Here is a 19,836-nt window from a genome sequence, read left to right as displayed (position 1 = left end):
TATGCTTGCGCCCGCATGCACCGTCGCCGCAGCCCCGCGCGCTTTCTCGCGCCCATCGCCCTGGTCGCTGTCGTGGTCGCCGGCTACATGATCTACACGAACAACCGCGACGCGGCCAAGAAGGACGACTCCGCCACGTCGACCGCGACGTCGACCGTCTCCGGCGGGTCCACGACGACCGCGTCCGACGGCTCCGAGGCCAAGAAGAAGCCGAAGAAGAAGGCCAAGAAGACGTACACGGTCAAGCCTGGCGACATCCTCTCGACGGTCGCCGAGAAGACCGGCCTGACCGTCGAGGAGCTGCAGGAGCTCAACCCGGACATCGACCCGCAGGCGCTGCAGGTCGGGCAGAAGCTGAAGCTGAGCGGGAGCGGATCCAGCTCCTCGTCCGGCGACGGCGACGCGACGGACACCACGACGACCCCGTGAGGCGGCTCGCCGCGCTGCTGGCGGTGCTCGCGGTCGCGGGCGCCGCGGCACCCGTCGTCCATGCCGCAACGCCGCCGCCGCAGCTCAGCGCCACCGCCGCGATCCTCGTCCAGCCCGACAGCGAGGACATCGCCTACCGCGACCACGCGACGTCGCGCAAGCCGATCGCCTCGACGACCAAGCTGATGACCGCGCTGCTGACGCTCGAGAACGCCGACCTCGACGACACGGTCACGACGATCAACTACCGCGCCGCTCCGGCCGAGTCGCTGATGGGCCTGCGGCCCGGCGAGAAGGTCACGATCCGCGACCTGATGGAGGGGCTGCTGCTGGCCTCGGGCAACGACGCCGCCGCGACGCTCGCCGTGCGGGTGGGCGGGACCGAGCGCCACTTCGTGGAGATGATGAACGAGCGCGCCCAGGAGCTCGGCCTGAAGGACACGCACTACGCCAACCCGATCGGCCTCGACGACCCGGAGAACTACTCCAGCGCCGAGGATCTGGCCAAGCTCGCGCTCGTCCTGCTGCAGGACCGGTTCTTCGCCCGCACCGTCGACCGCAAGAGCGCCGAGGTCGTCTCCGGCGGCCGCGAGCGCACGCTGGTCAACCGCAACGCGCTCGTGCAGACGGTCCCGTGGGTCGACGGCGTCAAGACCGGCCACACGTCGATCGCCGGCTACGTGCTCGTCGCGTCGGCCAAGCGCCACGGCATCCGCCTCGTCTCCGCGGTCCTGGGCACGCCCAGCGAGGCGGCCCGCAACAGCGACTCGCTGGCGCTCCTGAACTGGGGCATGAAGCGCTACAAGCGCACGACGCCGGTCAAGCCCGGCCAGCAGGTCGACACGGTCAAGCTCGACTTCCGCGAGGAGACGGTGCCGGTCGTGGCCGACGGCCGCGTCCAGGGGATCATCCGCCGCGGCTCCAAGGCGCGGGTGACGGTCACCGGCGTGCCCGCCGAGCTGTCGGGCGCCTATCGCAAGGGCGACCGGGTCGGCACGATCACCGTCACCTATCGCGGGCGCACGCTGGGCAAGGTGCCGGCGGTGCTGGCCCAGGACGTCCCGGCGGCCGGCGTCGTCGACAAGGTCTCCTCCGCGATGCCGCCCTGGTGGGTCATCGCGGTGGGTGCCGTCGCCGTGATCGGTAGCCTCCTTCTGGCCGTCCGGCACCGGCGACGGGTTCGCCGTCGCCGGGCGCAATCCCGGAGGCGTGGAGGCACCGAGACGGCATGATCATCACGGTCACGCTCAACGCGGCAATCGACCGCACGCTGTCGGTTCCCAACTTCCGGCCCGGTCGTCGCCACCGCACGGTCGAGTCGACGACGATGGCCGGCGGCAAGGGCGTCAACATCGCCCGCACGCTGAAGACGCTCGGTCAGCCCGTGATCGCCACGGGGTTCGCGGGCGGCGCGACGGGCACGCGCATCGTCGAGCAGCTCACCGAGGAGTCGATCCTCACGGACTTCGTGCGCATCCGCGCCGAGTCGCGCACGAACCTCTCGGTGGTCGACCCGACCACGGGCGAGCAGACCGAGGTCAACGAGCGCGGCGCGCAGATCACCAGCCGCGAGATGGAGCTGTTCCACGACAAGCTGATGTACCTGGCGCGCGGCGCCGAGGTCGTGGTGTTCGCCGGCTCGCTGCCGCCCGGGGTGGAGGCCGACGCCTACGCCAACCTCATCCACGAGCTGCGCAAGCAGGGCCTGACCACCGTCGTCGACACCGACGGCGAGCCGCTGCGCCTGGCCGTGCGGGCCGAGCCGAGCGTCGTCTCGCCGAACGTGCTGGAGGCCGAGGAGCTGGTCGGCCACGAGTTCAACGACGACGAGGACCGCACGATCGCCGTGCGCGAGATGCTCGATCTCGGCGCCCAGGAGGCGATCATGACCGTCGACGACGGCTGCTTCGCCGCGCTGCCCTTCGAGGGCGGCCATCGGATGGTCCGCGTGCGCGTGGCCATGCGCGAGCCCGTCGCCACCGTCGGCTCGGGCGACGCCTTCCTGGCCGGATACGTGGCCGCGCGCTACAGCGGCGAGGCGCCCGAGGAGTGCCTGCGCTTCGGCGTGGCCTGCGGCGCCGAGTCGACGCAGCGCCTCGGCGCCGGCGTCGTCGATCCGCGCGGGGTCGACCGGCTGCTCGGGGAGGTCTCCGTCGAGACGCTCTCCTCCGGGGCCGAGGTCGGCTGAGATGCGTCGGCCCCGGTCGTTTCCAGGGGCTTCTGTGAGACTCGTTCGCAGCCGAAGGATCCGCCTGATCCGTTGGTAGTGTGAATCCCAGCCGCCGTCCGCCCTGGGAAGTTGAGGATCGTCCAAATGGAAGTAGAGATCGGTCGCGGGAAGAAGGCCCGCCGCGCCTACGGATTCGACGACATCGCGATCGTCCCGTCTCGCCGGACCCGGGATCCCGACGATGTCGACATCACCTGGAAGCTCGGTGACTACCGCTTCGAGCTGCCGCTGCTGGCCTCCGCCATGGACGGGGTGGTCTCGCCGCAGACGGCGGGGATCATCGGGAAGCTCGGTGGTCTGGCCGTGCTCAACCTCGAGGGCATCTGGTGCCGCTACGAGGACGCCGACGAGCAGCTCGAGCGCATCGCCGGCCTGCCCAAGGACGTCGCCACGCGCGAGATGCAGGCGATCTACCAGGCGCCGCTGATCCCGGAGCTGATCGCGCAGCGCATCCGCGAGATCAAGGACATGGGCGTCGTCGCCGCCGCGTCGCTGACGCCGCAGAAGGTGCGCGAGCACTTCGAGCTGGCCCTCGACGCCGGCCTGGACATCCTCGTCGTCCAGGGCACCGTGGTCTCGGCCGAGCACGTCTCCCAGGACGAGTCGCGCCCGCCGCTGAACCTCAAGGAGTTCTGCCGCGAGGTGCCGGTGCCCGTCGTCGTGGGCGGTTGCGCCAGCTACCACACGGGCCTGCACCTGATGCGCACCGGCGCGGCCGGCGTGCTCGTCGGCGTGGGCCCCGGCGCGGCGTGCACCACGCGTGGCGTGCTGGGCATCGGCGTCCCGCAGGCGACGGCGATCGCCGACGTCGCGGCCGCCCGCTCGCAGCACATGCTCGAGACCGGCGAGTACTGCCAGGTCATCGCCGACGGCGGGATGCGCACCGGCGGTGACGTGGCCAAGGCGATCGCCTGCGGCGCCGACGCCGTCATGGTCGGCTCGCCGCTGGCCCGCGCCTACGAGGCGCCCGGTCACGGCTACCACTGGGGCATGGCCACGTTCCACGCCACGCTTCCGCGGGGCGCGCGCGTGCAGACCGTGCAGAACGGGTCGATCCAGGACATCCTCACCGGCCCCGCCCGCGAGAACGACGGCACGTTCAACCTGATGGGCGCGCTGCGCACGTCGATGGCCACGACCGGCTACCGCGACATCGCGGAGTTCAACCGGGCCGAGCTGATGATCGCGCCGTCGCTGCAGACCGAGGGCAAGGCGCTGCAGACGGCGCAGGGCGTCGGCATGGGCGCCAAGGGCGCCAGCGTCGCCGCCCACGCGCCCAACGGCTCCAACGGCGTGGTGGCCGAGAAGGAACTGCAGGAGGCGTGACGCATCCCGACCACGTCGTCACCGCCGCGACGGCCGCGACCGAGCTCGTCGACGAGTCGACGCTCGACGTCGAGGCCCCGCGCGCGGTCGACGAGGTCGTCGTCCTCGACTTCGGTGGGCAGTACTCGCAGCTGATCGCTCGTCGCGTGCGCGAGTGCGGCGTCTACTCCGAGCTGCTGCCCCACCACGTCGGTCTGGAGGAGGTGCGCAAGCGCAAGCCGAAGGGCCTGATCCTCAGCGGCGGGCCCGCCTCGGTGTACGCCGACGGCGCGCCGCGCCTGGAGAAGGAGCTGCTCGAGCTCGGCATTCCCGTGCTGGGCATCTGTTACGGCATGCAGCTGATCGCCCGCGAGCTGGGCGGCACGGTCGAGGGCGCCGAGGTCGGCGAGTTCGGCCGCAGCGACCTGACCGTGCGCGAGCAGGGCCGCCTGCTGGCCGGCACGCCCAACGAGCAGACCTGCTGGATGTCGCATCGCGACACGGTCTTCGCGCCCCCGCCCGGGTTCACGGCGCTGGCCTCGTCGACGGCGTCGCCGGTGGCCGCGCTGGAGAACGTCGAGCGCGGCATCTACGGCATCCAGTTCCATCCCGAGGTCGTGCACACGCCCTACGGGCAGCAGGTGCTGACGACCTTCCTGGTCGACATCTGCGGCTGCGAGACGACCTGGTCGGCGGCGAACATCGTCGAGGAGCAGATCGAGCGCATCCGCGCGCAGGTCGGCGACGGCCGCGTCATCTGCGGCCTGTCGGGTGGCGTGGACTCCAGCGTCGCCGCGCTGCTCGTGCACCGGGCGATCGGCGACCAGCTCACGTGTGTCTTCGTCGACCACGGGCTGATGCGCAAGGGGGAGGGCGAGCAGGTCATCTCCGCCTTCCGCGACTACTTCAAGGTGCCGCTCGTGCCGGTCGACGCGGAGGAGCGCTTCCTGGCCAAGCTCAAGGGCGTCACCGAGCCCGAGGCCAAGCGCAAGGTGATCGGCGCCGAGTTCATCCGCGTCTTCGAGGAGGAGGCGACCAAGCTGCAGGGGGCCAAGTTCCTCGTGCAGGGGACGCTGTACTCCGACGTGATCGAGTCCGGCGGCGGGACCGGCGCCGCGACGATCAAGTCCCACCACAACGTCGGCGGCCTGCCCGAGGACCTCGAGTTCGAGCTGATCGAGCCGCTGCGGGCGCTGTTCAAGGACGAGGTGCGCGCCGTCGGCGCCGAGCTGGGCCTGCCCGAGCGCCTGGTCTGGCGCCAGCCCTTCCCGGGCCCGGGCCTGGCCATCCGCGTGGTCGGCGGCGAGGCGACCAAGGCGCGCCTGGACGTCCTGCGCGACGCCGACGCGATCCTCCAGGACGAGATCCGCAAGGCCGGCCTGTACCGCGAGCTGTGGCAGTCCTTCTGCGTGCTGCCCGACGTGCGCACGGTCGGCGTGCAGGGCGACGAGCGCACGTACGGCTACGTCGTGGTGATCCGCGCCGTGACCAGCGACGACGCGATGACCGCCGACTGGGCGCGGCTGCCCTACGACCTGCTCGAGCAGATCGCCTCACGCATGATCAACGAGCTGCGCGAGGTCAACCGGGTCGTGCTCGACATCACGAGCAAGCCGCCCGGCACGATCGAGTGGGAGTAGCGCGGCCTACGCGCCGCAGCGGGCGACGAGGTTGACGCGGCCCGGCCGTCCGGCGCGGCCGCGGCTGAGCTTGGCCAGGCAGCCCGGGCTGACGTAGAGGCCGCCGCGAGTGCGCACGGCGATGCCCGTCGACACCCCGCGAACACGGAACAGGGCGATCGGCCGACCGGCCACCTCGGGCGGCGGGTCGTCGCCGATGACGTCCTGGCAGACGGGCACCTGTCCGCCGGTCAGGCGCCGCCCGGCGGCCGGTGCGGTGACCGTGGAGGGGACGGCCAGGTAGGTGGCGCCGTGCCACTCCACCGCCTTGGCGCAGATGGCCTGGGCGGGCGAGGCGACGCTCAACGTCGCGCCGAGGACCAACGCAGCGAGAACGACGATCCGGAGCATGCGCCGACCGTACCGGGCGTCAGCAGCTGCCGTCACCCCAGGGCACGCAGGCCAGCACGACGTCGCGGTAGCTGCTCAGGCGGATGGCGCCACCCGCCCGCGGGAAGATCGGCGTGCCCTGACCCCAGCCGCGCAGCAGCGGCTGATCCTCGTCGGGGTCGCGCTCGACGGCGATGCGCAGCGTCTCACCCGGCTGCAGGGTCGTGTCCGGCGCGAACGTGTAGACGTGGTTGGGCTTCTCCATCGAGAGCCGGTAGTCCTCCAGGCCGACCGGGTGGATGGAGATGTTGCGCACCTCGACGTACTGGCCGCCGGTGGTCTTGACCGCCAGCTGCAGCGCGCCCTGGTTGGGGTCGCCGCAGTTCACCCGGCACGGGTACATCATGTAGGCGCGCAGGTCGCCGTCGGGGTCGAACAGGTAGGCGCCGTCGCCCGCTTCCTTGTCGCGGTCGACGTTGTCCAGCAGCGGCACGTTCAGGCCCCAGAAGCGCGTCGTGTCGGTGTTGACGCCCGGGCCCAGGTAGACGGTCATCGTGCCGCCCGGCGGGACCACCGCGTCGCGGCCGAAGACGTACTGGCGGCGCTCGAGCTGCTTGGGCAGATCCGCGTCGCGCAGCCACCAGCCGGCCAGCGGCAGCGGGTTCACCGCGTCGAGGTTCTTGATCCGCACCCACTCGCTGTTCGGGCCGAACAGGTAGTCGTCGGGACCGTCGCCGTCCCAGTTGGCCCATAGCTTGATCGGCTGGCCCTCGTTGGGCCCGTCGCCGCAGGCCGAGGCGTCCCACAGGCCGACGCGGCGGGCGGCGGCGTCCTCGACGATCGTCGAGTAGCGCGCGTTCCAGGCCCATTCCTTGGTCGGCGGAAGCCACAGCGCCAGGCCCTCGGACAGCAACGTGCGGCCCAGGTCGACCCAGCGGCGGCCGATCAGCAGCTCGACCGAGCGGCGCTCGCGGTTGCGCGAGTGCGAGCTGGGGTCGATCGCGCTCAGGCGGACGCGTCCCTTGGCCGCCTTGACCAGCGCCGACGTGCGGTCAGCCGCGTCGACGCCGTGGCAGGCGCCGGCGCGCTGGCGGGTGTTGTAGTCCGTCAGCTCCATCGCGTTGATGCCGGTCACGCGGACGATCACCTCGGGCCCGCCGGTCAGACGCACGCGCATCGTGTCGCCGTCGCTGACCGACGTCACCGTCCCGCCCCAGAACGTGCAGCGCGGCGTGGTCGTGCCGGGCACGCACGGGCCGGTCGCGGCGCGCGCGCTGGCCGACAGCACGGTGGCCATCGCGAGCAGGACGAGAATGGGGAGGAGACGGCGGAGCATCGGTGCGTACGAACCCATCGGCAGCCGCGGAGGTGCGGTCTGCAGGACGTCGTTCAACGCCGAGCGCGCGGTTCCTGGGGCGCTACAGGCCGCAGCGGGCGGGCAGGCGCGTCGGCACGGGGAGCGTCTCGGCCAGCTGGTCGTTGCAGGCCACCGTGATGTACAGCTGCCCGCGGTAGAGGACGGCCACGCGCGCGTCGACGTTGCGGGCCCGGCGCAGCGTCACCGGCGTGGCGGGCTCGTCGGCCGGGACGCCGTTGACCACCGTGTCGTTGCAGGGCGGGATCTCGCCGCCGCGCAGCGCCTTGCCCTTGGCGACGTGGGGGACGGCCAGCGTGCTCGGCGCGGTCAGGTAGTACGTCGACTGCCAGCGCACCGACGCGATGCACGACGCCTGCGCCGGGCTGGCGGTCCACACGGCCAGCAACGTCAGCAAGGCCAGCACGGCGAGAGGGGCGAGGCGACGCATCGTCTTGGCGACGGTAGCGAGGGTTGGGGCGCGCTCGCGCTCGTCCGTTCGTCCAGCTTCAGACCGGCCCGCTGATGCCTGCGACCTGGGGGTAGGTCACCGTGCCGCCCCAGGACGCGAACAGCCGCTCCAGCCAGCGTGGTCCGTCGACCTCGATCTGGCCGGCGTGCATCGCCTGGCCGAGGGTCACGTCGCCGGTGTGCCAGCGCACGAGCGTCTCGGCGTGCTGGACGCGCACGACGAGGTCGTCGCGGTCGCCCACCGGCCGGCGGCAGACCTCGACGGTGGGCCGGTCCAGCACGAGCCAGAAGTGCTCGCGCAGGGGCGCCGCGACGTCGAAGCGCAGCACGTGCCGCTCCGCGGGCAGCGTCGCCTCGTCGATCTTCACGCTCAGCGCCCACAGCACCTTGGACGCGTCGAACTGCTCGGGGGCCAGCTCGATCCACAGCTCGCCCCAGCGGCCCAGCGCGTCGCACACCACGCCCAGCTCGCGGCCGGCCTCGGTCAGCGCGTACTGCCGCGTGCCGTCCGGGCGCTCGACGATGCCGTGGTGCTCGAGCATGCGCAGCCGCTGGCTGAGCAGCGTGCGCGAGATGCCGGGCACCCCGGCATGGATCGCGCTGTAGGTGGTGCAGCCCATCTGCAGGTTGCGCACGATCAGCGGCGTCCAGCGGGTCGCGAAGATCTCCGCTGCGCGCGACAGCGGGCAGTAGTCGCCGTACTGGGCCATGCCCGCGATGGTCCCACTCCGGGCCGGGCGTGGGAAGTCCAATTCCTGGACTCGATCCGCGTTCAAAACGGCGGGATCGTCACCCCATGTCCCAATCGACTACCACGACCTCCACCCCCGCCGTCGACGCGCTGAAGGCCCAGCATCGGGCCACCTGGGCCGACGGCGACTACCCCGCGGTGGCCGAGCACATCGCCGCCGTCCCGCCCGCCGCCGCGTTGGCCCAGGTCGGCGTCGCCGGCGCCCGGCTGCTCGACGTCGCGACCGGCAGCGGCAACCTGGCGCTCGACGCCGCCCGGGCCGGCGCGACGGTCACCGGGCTCGACCTCGTGCCCGACCTGCTCGACGTGGCCCGCGAGCGCGCCGCCGCGGCCGGCCTGGAGATCGAGTGGCTGGAGGGCGACGCCGAGGCGCTGCCCTTCGCCGACGACGCGTTCGACGTCGTCACCTCGATCTTCGGGGTCCAGTTCGCGCCGCGCAGCCGCGTCGTCGCCGACGAGCTGCTGCGCGTGACCCGTCCGGGCGGCACGATCGTGCTCGTCAACTGGACGCCCGGCGGCCTGATCGGGCAGCTGTTCGCGACGATGAGCCGCCACCTGCCGCCGCCGCCCGAGTGGGTCACCACGCCGCCCGTGTGGGGCTCGGACGACCACCTGCACGAGCTGTTCGCCGACGCCGGCGAGGTGTCGCTGAGCTACGGCCTGAACCCGTTCGTGTTCCCCTCGATCGAGGCCTACATGACGTTCTTCGAGGAGAACTACGGCCCGACCAAGCGGGCCCGCGAGAAGCTCGAGGCCGAGGGCCGCTGGCAGCCCCTGGAGGACGACCTGCGCGCGCTGTACACCCGCCTGAACCGAGCCGACGACGGCTCCCTGCACATCGACAGCGAGTTCGTCGTCTGCACGGTGCGCGTTCGGTAGAACCTCTCAACCAGGGCTGGCGCCTGTCCGAGAATGGGGGGGGAACAGGAGACCGGCTCGGCCGGCGCGGTGGCGGTCCTGACGGTCGCGGCGCGCCTGCCCGGCGTCCTATTCGCCGCCCATTCCGGGGCGTCGCCTACGCCGGCACCGCCCCGGCGTCGGCGACGTCGGCCTCGAACCCCTCCTCGCGGGCCCGCTTGGGCAGCAGGAAGGCGAGCGTGAAGGTCAACGCGATCAGGCCGAGCTCGATCCAGAACACCGAGCCGATCGCCGCGTGGAAGGCCGCGGCGGCGCCGTCGGCCACCCGGTCGTCGGCCACCGAGAAGAACACGGTGCCCAGCACGGCGACCCCGATCGAGCCGCCGAGCTGCTGGACCGCGTTCAGCGTGCCCGAGGCCGAGCCGACCTCGTGGTCCTCGACGCCGGCCAGGACGATGTCGAAGAACGGTCCGAACATCATGCCCAGGCCCCAGCCGAAGACGGCCAGGCCGGGGGCCAGCGCCCAGGCGCTGACCGTGTCGCCGCCGTCGTGCAGCGCGAGCTGGATGCCCAGCACGCCGGCGGCCATGATGAGCAGGCCCGCGAACATCGTCGCCCGGCCGAACTTCGCCGTCAGCACGGCGCCGGCCAGCCCGGCGCCGATGGTCAGGCCGATCGACAGCGGGATCAGGGCCAGGCCGGTGGCGGTCGGATCGAACCCGCGACCGAACTGCAGGAACAGCGTCACGCAGAACAGCAGGCCGGTCATGCCCGAGAACAGGGCGAGGCCGACGAGCAGGCCGCCGGAGAACGCCGGCTTGCGGAACAGGCTGGTCACGACGAGCGGCGACCGATCGGCCCGCTCCAGCCGGCGCTCGTAGGCGATGAACCCGGCCAGGACCACGACCGCCGCGGCCATCAGCACGAACATCCAGGCCGGCCAGCCGCGCTCGCGGCCCTCCACGAGCGGGAACAGCAGCGCGAACATGCCGACGCTGACGATGCCCATGCCCACGAGGTCGAGCGTGACCTTCTGCGGGGAACGCGACTCGCGCATGAAGCGCACGGCGGCCAGGACCGCGACGATGCCGACCGGGACGTTGATCAGGAAGACGACGCGCCAGCCCAGGCCGGCCAGGTCGGTGTCGATCAGGAAGCCGCCGAGGATCGGTCCGCCCACCGAGGAGAGCGCCATGATCGGGCCCCACAGGCCGAACGCGGTGGCCATCTCCTTGGGCGGGAACTGCGTCTTGATCATGCCCAGACCCTGGGGGATCATCAGCGCGCCGAAGCCGCCCTGCAGGGCCCGGAACGCGATCAGGGAGCCGGGCGACCAGGCGGCCGCGCACAGTCCCGACATCGCGGTGAAGCCGATCGCGCCGAGGATGAAGATGCGCTTGCGCCCGTAGATGTCGCCCAGGCGGCCGCCGGTGATCAGGCCGACGGCGAAGGCGAGCGTGTAGGCCGCCGCGAGCCACTGCATCGTGGTGTCGCCACCGCCGATGTCGCGGACGATCGACGGCGCGGCGATCGACGAGATCGTCGCGTCCAGCAGGTCCATGATCTCGGCGGCCAGGACGATGCCCAGGACGACCCAGCGCCAGCGGTACGGAGCGGATTCGGAAACGGTGTTCGACATGACGAACGCCGTTCTACACGCGAACGATGTTCGTGTCAAGTACAGTGTTCGAACCGTGACCTCTGAGGATCCGCTCCCGCCGCCCCCCTGGCACAAGGCGCCCCGCGCCGCCCCCAAGCGCCAGCTCACGCGCGACGCGATCGTCGATGCGGCGCTGGTGCTGCTCGACCGCGAGGGGATCGACGCGCTCTCGATGCGCCGCGTGGCCCAGGCGCTCGACACGGGCGCCGCGTCGCTCTACCAGCACGTGGGCAACAAGGACGAGCTCACCACGCTGGTCTTCGACCGCGTCACCGGCGAGGTGCCGCTGCCCGAGCCGCCGGATCCGGCGCGCTGGACCGAGCAGGTGCGCGAGGCCATGACGAACGTGTGGCTGGCGATGACCGCCCACCGCGGCATCGCCTCGGTGGCCATCGGGAGCATCCCCAGCGGGCCCAACGCGCTGGCCTTCACCGACCGCCTGATCGCGATCCTCCTGGCCGGCGGCCTCTCGGCGCAGCAGTGCTCGTGGGCGACCGACAACCTGTTCAAGTTCGTCACCGCCGACGCCTACGAGCAGAGCCTGTTCGCCTCCGAGGGCGTCGAGGAGGCGCACTACCGCGAGATCGAGCAGTACTTCCGCTCGCTCCCGCTGGAGCGGTTCCCGAACATCGCCGCGACCGTCGACGAGCTGTTCACCGGCGACGGTGAGGAGCGGTTCGCGTTCGGCCTGGAGATGATGATCTCCGGCCTGCAGGCGATGGTCAGCCGTCCCAGCTCTTGAGGAACGGCAGCGGGTCGATCGGCTGCCCGCCTTCGTACCAGCCCGGGGCGTCCCAGATCTCGAAGTGCAGATGGCACTCGGTCGCGTCGCCCGTGTCGCCGGCGTAGCCGATCAGCTGGCCGGTGCCCACGTGCTCGCCCTTGGCGGGCAGCGCGGGATCGCGCAGGTGCATGTAGGCGGTGTCCTGGGCGGTGCCGTCGCCGTCGATCACGACGTAGTTGCCGGCGGCCGCGTGGAACTCCTTGAACTGCACGGTGCCGCCGCGGGCGGCCAGCACCGGCGTGTCGCAGGCGGTGAAGACGTCCTGGCCCTGGTGGGCGTGGCCGCTGCGGCCGGTGCCGAACCGGCCGTTGCCGCCGATCCCGTAGTCGTGCTTGCCGGCCAGCGGATAGGCGAACGGCCGCAGCTCGACCGTGTCGGCCAGGACGGGCGTGGGTGAGAGCTGCGCGGCGATCGCGCTGCCGGCGGGCGGGGCGGTCCACACCTGGAACTGGAAGCGGGCGGTCTTGGCGGGCACGCCCTTGCCGACGATGCCGTCCCAGACGATCGCCTGCGTGGCGGCCGGGGCGACCGGGAGGGTGGTCCAGCGCCGCACGACGCTGCTGTCGCTGGCCCGCACCAGCGCGACGTTGAGCGCGACGGGGGCCGTGCCGGTGTTGGTGACGTTCAGCGTGGCCGGCGTGGCGCCCGCGTAGTACACGGTCCGGGCCACGACGGCGGCGGCCAGGCCGGGCGTCGCCCGTTGGTTGGCCACGACGGGGGAGATCGTCGGGGTGGTCAGCGGCTGCTCGGTCACCGCCGCCGTGGTCGACGCGGCGGTCGTCGTCGACGACGTCTTGGGTGCGGGCATCGCCGCGCCTCCGGTCGCGGGAGGGGCGGTCGCCACCGCGGGTGCGGCGACGAGGGCAGCGAGGGCGGCCAACCCGGTGGGAATGGCCCAGAACCTCGCGTTTCGCGGGTTTCTCACGTCGTCAAATCGGCCACGTCGGAGGATGTGGCACCATATACGCCCGCTCGGCGCACACGCAGGAATCGCGCTGAATTCAGGATTGCCTATCCTCTGTCCCCGGCCGCGCCCTGACGCGGCCCTCACGCTGCCATGACCAAGACCTTTGTTGCCACCCCCGCTACCGCCGAGCGCAATTGGCTCGTCGTCGACGCGAACGGCCAGACGCTCGGCCGTCTCGCCACCCAGATCGCCGATGCCCTGCGCGGCAAGCGCAAGCCCGAGTACACCCCGCACTGCGACACGGGTGACTTCGTCGTGGTCATCAACGCCGAGAAGATTCAGGTGACGGGCAACAAGCGCACCGAGAAGCGCTACTACCGCCACTCCGGCTACCCGGGCGGTCTCAAGAGCCGCACGTTCGAAGAGATGATCGAGCGTCGTCCTGAGGACGTCATCCGGCTCGCGGTCAAGGGGATGCTTCCGCGCAACCGCCTGGCCCGCAAGCAGATCACGAAGCTGAAGATCTACGCCGGCCCGGAGCATCCGCACGTCGCCCAGAAGCCGCAACCCATGGAGATTTCGTAGGCATGGCCGACGACGCCACCCCGCAGGACGAGCAGGTCGAGGAGACTCCCGCCGTCGAGGAGACCCCGGCCGCCGAGGCTGACGAGGCGACCGAGGTCGCCGCCGCCGAGGTCGAGGAGCCGGTCGCCGACGCTCCCGCCGAGGAGCCGGTCGCCGAGGCCCCCGCCGCCGCCGAAGAGGACGACGACGAGGAGCCCGCTCCCCGCGTCAAGCCCGCGATTCCGGGCATGGACCTCGAGGTCGACATCGTCCCCGAGGGCGTCGATCCGCTGACGCGCGAGGAGGCCGAGGAGGAAGAGGCCGCGCGTCTCGCCGCCGAGGCCGAGGAGGATCTCGACGACCAGCCGGTCGCCGCGACCATCGACCTGGGCGCCAGCGCGCGCTACACCGCGACCGGCAAGCGCAAGACGGCCATCGCCCGCGTGATCCTCAAGCCCGGAACCGGCGCGTACACGATCAACGGCAAGACGCTCAACGAGTTCTTCCCGCGCGCCACGCTGCAGCGCAACATCCGCCAGCCGCTGGAGGCCGTCGGGTACGACGACCGCATGGACGTCATCGCGACGATGACCGGCGGCGGCGTCTCGGCTCAGGCCGGCGCGCTGCGCCACGGCGTCTCCCGCGCGCTGCTCGAGGCCGACCCGAACCTGCGTGGCGAGCTCAAGCGCCGCGGCTTCCTGACGCGTGACTCGCGCGCCAAGGAGCGCAAGAAGGCCGGCCTCAAGAAGGCCCGCAAGAAGCCGCAGTTCTCCAAGCGCTAGCGAGCCCTGTGGCTCGCAAGCTCTTCGGCACGGACGGTGTTCGTGGCGAGGTCGGGTCCGTTCTGACCGCCGACCTCGCCCTGTCCCTGGGGCGAGCGGCGACGGCCGGCCTGCCCGCCCGGGCCGACGGCACGCCCCCGCGCGTGCTGCTGATTCGCGACACCCGCGAGTCGGGCGAGATGCTCCAGGCGGCGCTGGCCGCCGGCATCACCGCCGCGGGCGGCGACGCCCACCTGGGCGGCGTGCTGCCCACGCCGGCCGCGCCGCTGCTCGTGCGCCGCTACGGGTTCGACCTGGCCGCGGTGATCAGCGCCTCGCACAACCCGTTCGCCGACAACGGCATCAAGTTCTTCGGCCCGGACGGCTTCAAGCTGTCCGACGACGCCGAGCTGGAGATCGAGCAGGCCCTGGAGGGCCCGATCGCCACGCCCGACCGCGTCGGCCGCGTGCAGGACCTGCTGGGCACGCAGGAGGACTACCTGCGCGAGCTGCTCACCCGGTTCGGCTCGCTGGACCTGAGCGGCCGGCGGATCCTGCTGGACTGCGCCAACGGGTCCACGTTCGCCGTGGCCCCGGAGATCTTCCGCCGGCTGGGCGCCGAGGTCACGACGCTGGCCGCCGATCCCGACGGGCGCAACATCAACGACGGCTGCGGCTCGACCCATGTCGAGGTGCTGGGCGCCTACATCGCCCAACATCCCCACGACGTCGGCTTCGCCTTCGACGGCGACGGCGACCGCCTGCTGGCGGTCGATCGCACCGGGACCGTGGTCGACGGCGACGAGCTCGTCGCGCTGGCCGCGCTGCATCTGCAGGTGCCCGGCGTGGCGATCACCGTGATGACGAACTACGGCTTCCACGCGGCGATGAACGCCGCGGGCGTCGAGATCGCCACCACCAGCGTCGGCGACCGCTACGTGCTGGCCGAGCTGCGCGCCCGCGACTGGCGCCTGGGCGGCGAGCAGTCGGGCCACATCATCGACATGGCCTTCTGCCCGTCGGGCGACGGCATCGCCAGCGCGCTGCTCACGCTCGAGGCGCTGGGCGACGGCGACCTGGCCGACCGCGGCGTGATGGAGAAGCTGCCCCAGCGCCTGGTCAACGTCCGCGTGACCGATCGCGACGCCACGATGGCCGCGCCCGCGGTGACCGAGGCGACCGCCCGCGAGACCGACGCGCTGGCCGGCCGCGGCCGCGTGCTGCTGCGCCCCAGCGGGACCGAGCCGCTGGTCCGCGTGATGGTCGAGGCCCCGTCGGCCGAAGAGGCCGACGCGGTGTGCGAGCGCCTCGTGGCCGTCGTCACGGACGCGGCGTAGCCCCGGCGCAGGCCGGGTCACGCCCTACCATCCCTGGCCATGTGCGGGATCGTGGGATACGTCGGCAGTCGCCAGGTTCAAGAGATCCTGCTGCAGGGGCTGCGCAAGCTGGAGTACCGGGGCTATGACTCGGCCGGGATCTCCGTCATCTCCGGTGGCGAGATCGAGTCCGTGCGCGCGGTCGGCAACCTGAGCCACCTCGACGACGCGATGCACGCCGCCGGGAACGTCGCCGTGGCCACGCAGCCCGCGACGATCGGGATCGGCCACACGCGCTGGGCCACGCACGGCCGCGTGTCCGAGCAGAACGCCCATCCGCACTTCGACACCCGCCACCACGTGCACGTGGTGGTCAACGGGATCGTCGAGAACTACATGACCCTCAAGGACCGCCTGATCGAGGGCGGGGCGGTGTTCACCTCCGAGACCGACGCCGAGGTGATCGCCCACCTGACCGCGACGTACCTGGTCGACGGCAACCTGCCCGAGGCCGTGCGCCGCGCCTACGCCGACCTCGAAGGGCACTTCGCCTTCGTGGCGATGTCGCTGGACGACCCCGACACGCTCGTCGGCGTGCGCAAGGAGTGCCCGCTGATCGTGGGGCGCGGCGACGGCGAGCAGTTCGTCGCCTCGGCCGTGCCGGCGTTCATGGCCTACACGCGCGAGGTCCAGTACGTCGAGAACGGCGAGCTCGTGGTCCTGCGCCCGGAGGGCGTCGAGCTGATCCGCCCCGAGGACGGCTCGCCGATCGAGCGCGAGGTCGTGCACGTCGACTGGGACGAGGAGACCGCCGAGAAGGGCGGCTACGAGACGTTCATGCTCAAGGAGATGTGGGAGCAGGCCGACGCGCTGGCCGACACGATCTTCGACCGCACCGCGCGCGGCGACGGGGTGGACCTCGACGAGGAGGACGCCCTCGACGAGGCGCTCCTGGCCGACACCAAGCGCATCGTGGTGGTGGCCTGCGGCACGTCCTTCCACGCCGGCCTGATCGGCCGCTACGCCGTCGAGGCCTGGGCGCGGGTGCCCGTCGACGTGGAGATCGCCTCCGAGTACCGCTATCGCGACCCGATCGTTGGTCCCGGCGACCTGGTCATCGGGATCACGCAGTCGGGCGAGACGGCCGACACGCTGGCCGCCATGCGGCTGGCCCGTGAGCGCGGCGCCACCGTGCTGGCCGTGACCAACGTGCGCGGCTCGCAGGCCACGCGCGACGCCGACGGCGTGCTCTACACGCGCGCCGGGCTGGAGATCGGCGTGGCCGCCACGAAGACCTTCACCTGCCAGGTCGCGGTGATGCTCCTGCTGGCGCTGCGCCTGGCCGAGCTGCGCGGCACGCTGACCCCGGAGCGCCTGGGCGAGCTGGTGCCGGAGGTCAAGCACCTGCCCAGCCTGGTCACGGAGCTGATGGAGACGCTCAGCGAGCCGGTCGACGCGCTGGCCGAGCGCTGGTGGCAGGCGAACTTCTTCCTGTACCTGGGCCGCCACGCCGGGCTGGCCGTGGCCCACGAGGGCGCGCTGAAGCTCAAGGAGATCTCCTACATCTCCACCGACGCCTACGCGGCGGGCGAGATGAAGCACGGGCCGATCGCGCTGCTGGACGAGATGACGCCGGTGGTCTGCGTGGCCACCGACTCGCCCGTGCTCGACAAGGTGATCTCCAACATGGAGGAGGTCCGGGCGCGCGGTGCGCACGTGATCGCCATCACCACCGCGGGCAACGAGCAGATGGCCAGCCACGCCGAGTCGACGCTGGCCATCCCGCGCACCGACTGGATGCTCCAGCCGATCCTCGCGGTGATCCCGCTGCAGCTGCTGGCCTACGGCATCGCCAAGCGACGCGGGCTGAACGTCGACCAGCCGCGCAACCTGGCCAAGACGGTCACCGTCGAGTAGCGGCTCCCGCGTGTCCGCCGTCGGCCTGGACCTGCTGGAGATCGATCGGCTGGAGCGCGCGCTCGCGCGCCGGCCGCGCCTGGCCGACCGCCTGTTCACCGAGGGCGAGCGGGCCTACGCCGCCGCCCGGACCCGGCCCGCGCAGCACCTGGCCGCCCGCTTCTGCGCCAAGGAGGCGGTGGCCAAGGCGCTGCGGTTGACCGCGTGGAGCTGGCAGGACATCGAGGTGGTCAGCGGCGACGACGGCCCGCACGTGCGCCTGCGCGGCGCGCTGGAGTCCCTGGGCGTCGACGTGGACGTCTCCCTGACCCACACGGGCGCCATGGCCGGCGCCGTCGCCCTGATCCGATGACCGAGGCGCTGCGGCCGCTCTACGCGGCGCCGGAGATGCGCGAGAGCGATCGCTGGGCGATCGAGGAGCGCCGGGTGCCCTCGCTGGAGCTGATGGAGCGGGCCGCCGCCGGCCTGGCCGCGGTGACCGCCGGCGTGGCGCCCGAGGGGCTCGTGGTGGTCCTCTGCGGGATTGGCAACAACGGCGGCGACGGGTTCGCGGCCGCGCGCATCCTGCACGACGCGGGGCGCGACGTGCGCGTCGTCCTGGCCGGGGACCCCGAGAAGGTGTCGGGCGACGCGGCCGAGAACCTGCGCCGTCTGACGATTCCCGTGGCCGCCTGGGACCCCGGGTGTCTGGACGGCGCGGCGGTGATCGTCGACGCGCTGCTGGGCACCGGCTTCAGCGGGGCGGTCCGGGGCGTCGTGGGGGAGGCGGTGCGCGCGCTGGCCGACCCGCCCGTGTCGGTGGTCGCCTGCGACGTGCCCTCCGGCGTGGACGCGTCGACCGGCGAGGTCGAGGGACCCGCCGTGCGCGCCGTGGCCACCGCGACCTTCCACGGACCGAAGATCGGCCTGTGGGTCGCGCCGGGCAAGACCTACGCGGGCGACGTCACGGTCATCGAGATCGGGATCCCGGAGGAGGCGCCGGTCGTGCCGTCGGCCGGGCTGATCGCCCCCGCGGCGACCGAGCTCCTGCCCCGGCGGCTCCCGGACTCGACCAAGTTCTCGTCCGGCCACGTGCTGGTCTGCGGCGGCTCGATCGGCCTGTCGGGTGCGCCGTCGATGTCGGCCCAGGCGGCGATGCGAGCCGGCGCGGGCTACGTGACCGCGTGCGTGCCCCGCTCGCTGAACCTCGTCTTCGAGATCCGCCTGACCGAGGTGATGTCGATCCCGCTGCCCGACGACGACGGCACGCTGACCGTCGCGGGCGCCGGCGCGGTGCTGGCCGAGGCCCACAAGCGGGGCGGGGCGCTGATCGTCGGGCCCGGCTTCGGGCGGACCGACGGGGCGGTCGCGCTGGCCCGCACGCTGGCCGCCCAGGCCGCGGTGGCGCTGGTGCTCGACGCCGACGGCCTCAACGCCCACGCGGGCGAGCTCGAGCGGCTGGCCGCGCGCACCGCGCCGACGGTGATCACGCCCCACGCGGGCGAGCTGGGCCGCCTGCTGGAGGTCGAGTCCGCCGAGATCGGCCGCCGGCGCCTGCATCACGCCCGCGACGCCGCCCGCCGCTCCGGCGCGATCGTGGTGCTCAAGGGCGACGACACGATCGTGGCCGAGCCCGAGGGCCGCGTCGCGGTCAGTCCCGGCGGCGCGGGCGCGCTGGCCACCGCGGGCACGGGCGACGTCCTGTCGGGCGTGATCGCCGCCGCGCTGGCCGTCGTCGACGATCCGTTCCTGGCCGCGTGCGCCGGGGTCGAGCTGCACCGGCGGGCCGGGCGTCAGGCCGCGCTGGACGTCGGCGCCGCCGAAGGCGTCATCGCGTCGGATGTGATCGCGGCGCTACCGCGCGCACGGGCAGCGCGCTGACCACGAGGATCGCCGCGCCCACCAGGATCGTCACGGAGCCGCTCGTCCACCGGCTGAGCGCCCCGCCGGCCACCGCGCCGCCCAGATAGGCCAGCCAGGTCAGCGGCGGCGCCGATTCGACCGCGGTGCCCCGGCGCCGGACGAACTGCATGCCCATGCGGGTCATCGTGCCGCTGACGAACGTCGTCGAGACGCCCGGCACGCCGATCTGGATCCCCACCGCGCTCTGCAGGCCCATGGCCAGCGACACGAGCGCGATCAGCGCGATCGTGCCCAGCGGGCCCCACAGCGCCGCGATGACCACCAGCAGCAGCGCCTCGGCCACGAGCAGCGCGCTGATGCGCACGTGCCAACCGGGCGCCAGCTCGCGGACGACGAGCCCGGCCAGCATCACGCCGATCAGGAACCCGGCCACCGACACGCCGGTGCGGGCGATCGCCGCGCCGTCGCCCTCGCCCAGGGCGATCCCCAGCAGCACGGTGTTGCCGGTCTGGTTGGCGGTGAAGACCTGATCGAGGCCGAGGAAGCTGGCCGCGTCGACGCAGCCGGCGGCCGCGGCGAGGGCCACGAGCCGCACGTGGATGTAGGCTCTGGCGCTCATGACGGTCCGCGCCGGAATTATGCAGCGGGACCCGGTCAGCGCCGGGAAGTAGCGCGCTG

Annotated in this window: 20 protein-coding genes; 13 read left to right on the top strand and 7 right to left on the bottom strand. The window is 72.4% G+C overall.

What is annotated here, in order from left to right; genetic code table 11:
* Window positions 1–15: 15 nt before the first annotated feature.
* From ACZ5UI_RS13030 to guaA, 5 genes are all read left to right on the top strand, one after another.
* Window positions 16–429 (top strand): LysM peptidoglycan-binding domain-containing protein, encoded by a 414-nt coding sequence (locus ACZ5UI_RS13030; RefSeq protein WP_464197616.1) that lies wholly within the window; start codon window positions 16–18, stop codon window positions 427–429.
* Entirely contained in the window at window positions 426–1,661 is a 1,236-nt protein-coding gene (locus ACZ5UI_RS13025; protein ID WP_464197615.1) for a D-alanyl-D-alanine carboxypeptidase family protein, read from the top strand. Before ACZ5UI_RS13030 ends, ACZ5UI_RS13025 begins: the two co-directional genes overlap by 4 nt.
* Window positions 1,658–2,617: a 1-phosphofructokinase family hexose kinase gene (locus ACZ5UI_RS13020; protein WP_464197614.1), complete on the top strand. Its 960-nt coding sequence runs from the start codon at window positions 1,658–1,660 to the stop codon at window positions 2,615–2,617. The genes ACZ5UI_RS13025 and ACZ5UI_RS13020 overlap by 4 nt, the downstream gene beginning before the upstream one ends.
* Window positions 2,618–2,743: 126 nt before the next feature.
* A complete protein-coding gene (locus ACZ5UI_RS13015) occupies window positions 2,744–3,985 on the top strand; it encodes a GuaB3 family IMP dehydrogenase-related protein (RefSeq protein ID WP_464197613.1) in 1,242 nt (413 codons plus the stop codon).
* Between the two features lie 131 nt (window positions 3,986–4,116).
* A complete protein-coding gene (guaA, locus tag ACZ5UI_RS13010) occupies window positions 4,117–5,604 on the top strand; it encodes a glutamine-hydrolyzing GMP synthase (protein WP_464197820.1) in 1,488 nt (495 codons plus the stop codon).
* Between the two features lie 6 nt (window positions 5,605–5,610).
* On the opposite strand, the gene ACZ5UI_RS13005 is transcribed toward guaA, so the two are convergent.
* The 4 genes from ACZ5UI_RS13005 to ACZ5UI_RS12990 all read right to left on the bottom strand — a co-directional run bounded on the left by ACZ5UI_RS13005 (window position 5,611) and on the right by ACZ5UI_RS12990 (window position 8,508).
* A complete protein-coding gene (locus ACZ5UI_RS13005) occupies window positions 5,611–5,994 on the bottom strand; it encodes a DUF6281 family protein (RefSeq protein ID WP_464197612.1) in 384 nt (127 codons plus the stop codon).
* Between the two features lie 19 nt (window positions 5,995–6,013).
* Window positions 6,014–7,309: a lamin tail domain-containing protein gene (locus tag ACZ5UI_RS13000; RefSeq protein ID WP_464197611.1), complete on the bottom strand. Its 1,296-nt coding sequence runs from the start codon at window positions 7,307–7,309 to the stop codon at window positions 6,014–6,016.
* Between the two features lie 82 nt (window positions 7,310–7,391).
* Entirely contained in the window at window positions 7,392–7,778 is a 387-nt protein-coding gene (locus tag ACZ5UI_RS12995) for a hypothetical protein (RefSeq protein ID WP_464197610.1), read from the bottom strand.
* Between the two features lie 58 nt (window positions 7,779–7,836).
* Window positions 7,837–8,508: a winged helix-turn-helix transcriptional regulator gene (locus ACZ5UI_RS12990; protein ID WP_464197609.1), complete on the bottom strand. Its 672-nt coding sequence runs from the start codon at window positions 8,506–8,508 to the stop codon at window positions 7,837–7,839.
* Window positions 8,509–8,594: 86 nt separating this feature from the next.
* Between ACZ5UI_RS12990 and ACZ5UI_RS12985 the strand changes: the two genes are divergently transcribed.
* Window positions 8,595–9,428, top strand: coding sequence for a class I SAM-dependent methyltransferase (locus tag ACZ5UI_RS12985; protein ID WP_464197608.1), 834 nt, complete (start codon window positions 8,595–8,597; stop codon window positions 9,426–9,428).
* Window positions 9,429–9,564: 136 nt separating this feature from the next.
* Here the strand turns inward: ACZ5UI_RS12985 and ACZ5UI_RS12980 are convergent, their stop codons facing one another.
* Window positions 9,565–11,046 carry an MFS transporter gene (locus ACZ5UI_RS12980; protein ID WP_464197607.1) on the bottom strand — a complete coding sequence of 494 codons (1,482 nt, stop codon included), beginning with the start codon at window positions 11,044–11,046 and terminating at the stop codon, window positions 9,565–9,567.
* Between the two features lie 55 nt (window positions 11,047–11,101).
* Here ACZ5UI_RS12980 and ACZ5UI_RS12975 point away from each other — a divergent pair, with 55 nt between their 5' ends.
* A complete protein-coding gene (locus ACZ5UI_RS12975) occupies window positions 11,102–11,809 on the top strand; it encodes a TetR/AcrR family transcriptional regulator (RefSeq protein WP_464197606.1) in 708 nt (235 codons plus the stop codon).
* Here ACZ5UI_RS12975 and ACZ5UI_RS12970 read toward each other — a convergent pair.
* Window positions 11,790–12,659, bottom strand: coding sequence for a M23 family metallopeptidase (locus tag ACZ5UI_RS12970; protein ID WP_464197605.1), 870 nt, complete (start codon window positions 12,657–12,659; stop codon window positions 11,790–11,792). The two genes, ACZ5UI_RS12975 and ACZ5UI_RS12970, sit on opposite strands and share 20 nt — an antisense overlap.
* 249 nt (window positions 12,660–12,908) lie before the next feature.
* On the opposite strand from ACZ5UI_RS12970, the gene rplM reads away from it, so the two are divergent.
* From rplM to ACZ5UI_RS12940, 6 genes are read left to right on the top strand one after another with little or no spacing between them, the layout of a single operon-like run.
* Window positions 12,909–13,343, top strand: a complete 435-nt coding sequence (rplM, locus tag ACZ5UI_RS12965; RefSeq protein WP_464197604.1) for a 50S ribosomal protein L13 — start codon at window positions 12,909–12,911, stop codon at window positions 13,341–13,343.
* A 2-nt stretch (window positions 13,344–13,345) separates the two neighbouring features.
* Window positions 13,346–14,104, top strand: a complete 759-nt coding sequence (gene rpsI / locus ACZ5UI_RS12960; RefSeq protein WP_464197603.1) for a 30S ribosomal protein S9 — start codon at window positions 13,346–13,348, stop codon at window positions 14,102–14,104.
* 8 nt (window positions 14,105–14,112) lie between these two features.
* Complete coding sequence (gene glmM / locus ACZ5UI_RS12955; RefSeq protein WP_464197602.1) at window positions 14,113–15,420, top strand: phosphoglucosamine mutase; 1,308 nt, start codon at window positions 14,113–14,115, stop codon at window positions 15,418–15,420.
* Between the two features lie 39 nt (window positions 15,421–15,459).
* Window positions 15,460–17,316 (top strand): glutamine--fructose-6-phosphate transaminase (isomerizing), encoded by a 1,857-nt coding sequence (gene glmS / locus ACZ5UI_RS12950; protein WP_464197601.1) that lies wholly within the window; start codon window positions 15,460–15,462, stop codon window positions 17,314–17,316.
* A gap of 10 nt (window positions 17,317–17,326) precedes the next feature.
* Window positions 17,327–17,668, top strand: a complete 342-nt coding sequence (locus tag ACZ5UI_RS12945; protein ID WP_464197600.1) for a holo-ACP synthase — start codon at window positions 17,327–17,329, stop codon at window positions 17,666–17,668.
* Window positions 17,665–19,176 (top strand): NAD(P)H-hydrate dehydratase, encoded by a 1,512-nt coding sequence (locus ACZ5UI_RS12940; RefSeq protein WP_464197599.1) that lies wholly within the window; start codon window positions 17,665–17,667, stop codon window positions 19,174–19,176. The genes ACZ5UI_RS12945 and ACZ5UI_RS12940 overlap by 4 nt, the downstream gene beginning before the upstream one ends.
* Here ACZ5UI_RS12940 and ACZ5UI_RS12935 read toward each other — a convergent pair.
* Window positions 19,124–19,777 (bottom strand): YoaK family protein, encoded by a 654-nt coding sequence (locus ACZ5UI_RS12935; RefSeq protein ID WP_464197598.1) that lies wholly within the window; start codon window positions 19,775–19,777, stop codon window positions 19,124–19,126. The two genes, ACZ5UI_RS12940 and ACZ5UI_RS12935, sit on opposite strands and share 53 nt — an antisense overlap.
* Between the last annotated feature and the right edge of the window lie 59 nt (window positions 19,778–19,836).

It is taken from the genome of Conexibacter sp. JCM 18997 (assembly GCF_055391915.1).
The sequence above is the reverse complement of the archived record's forward strand: the minus strand, read 5'-3'. Positions and strand labels throughout refer to the sequence as shown.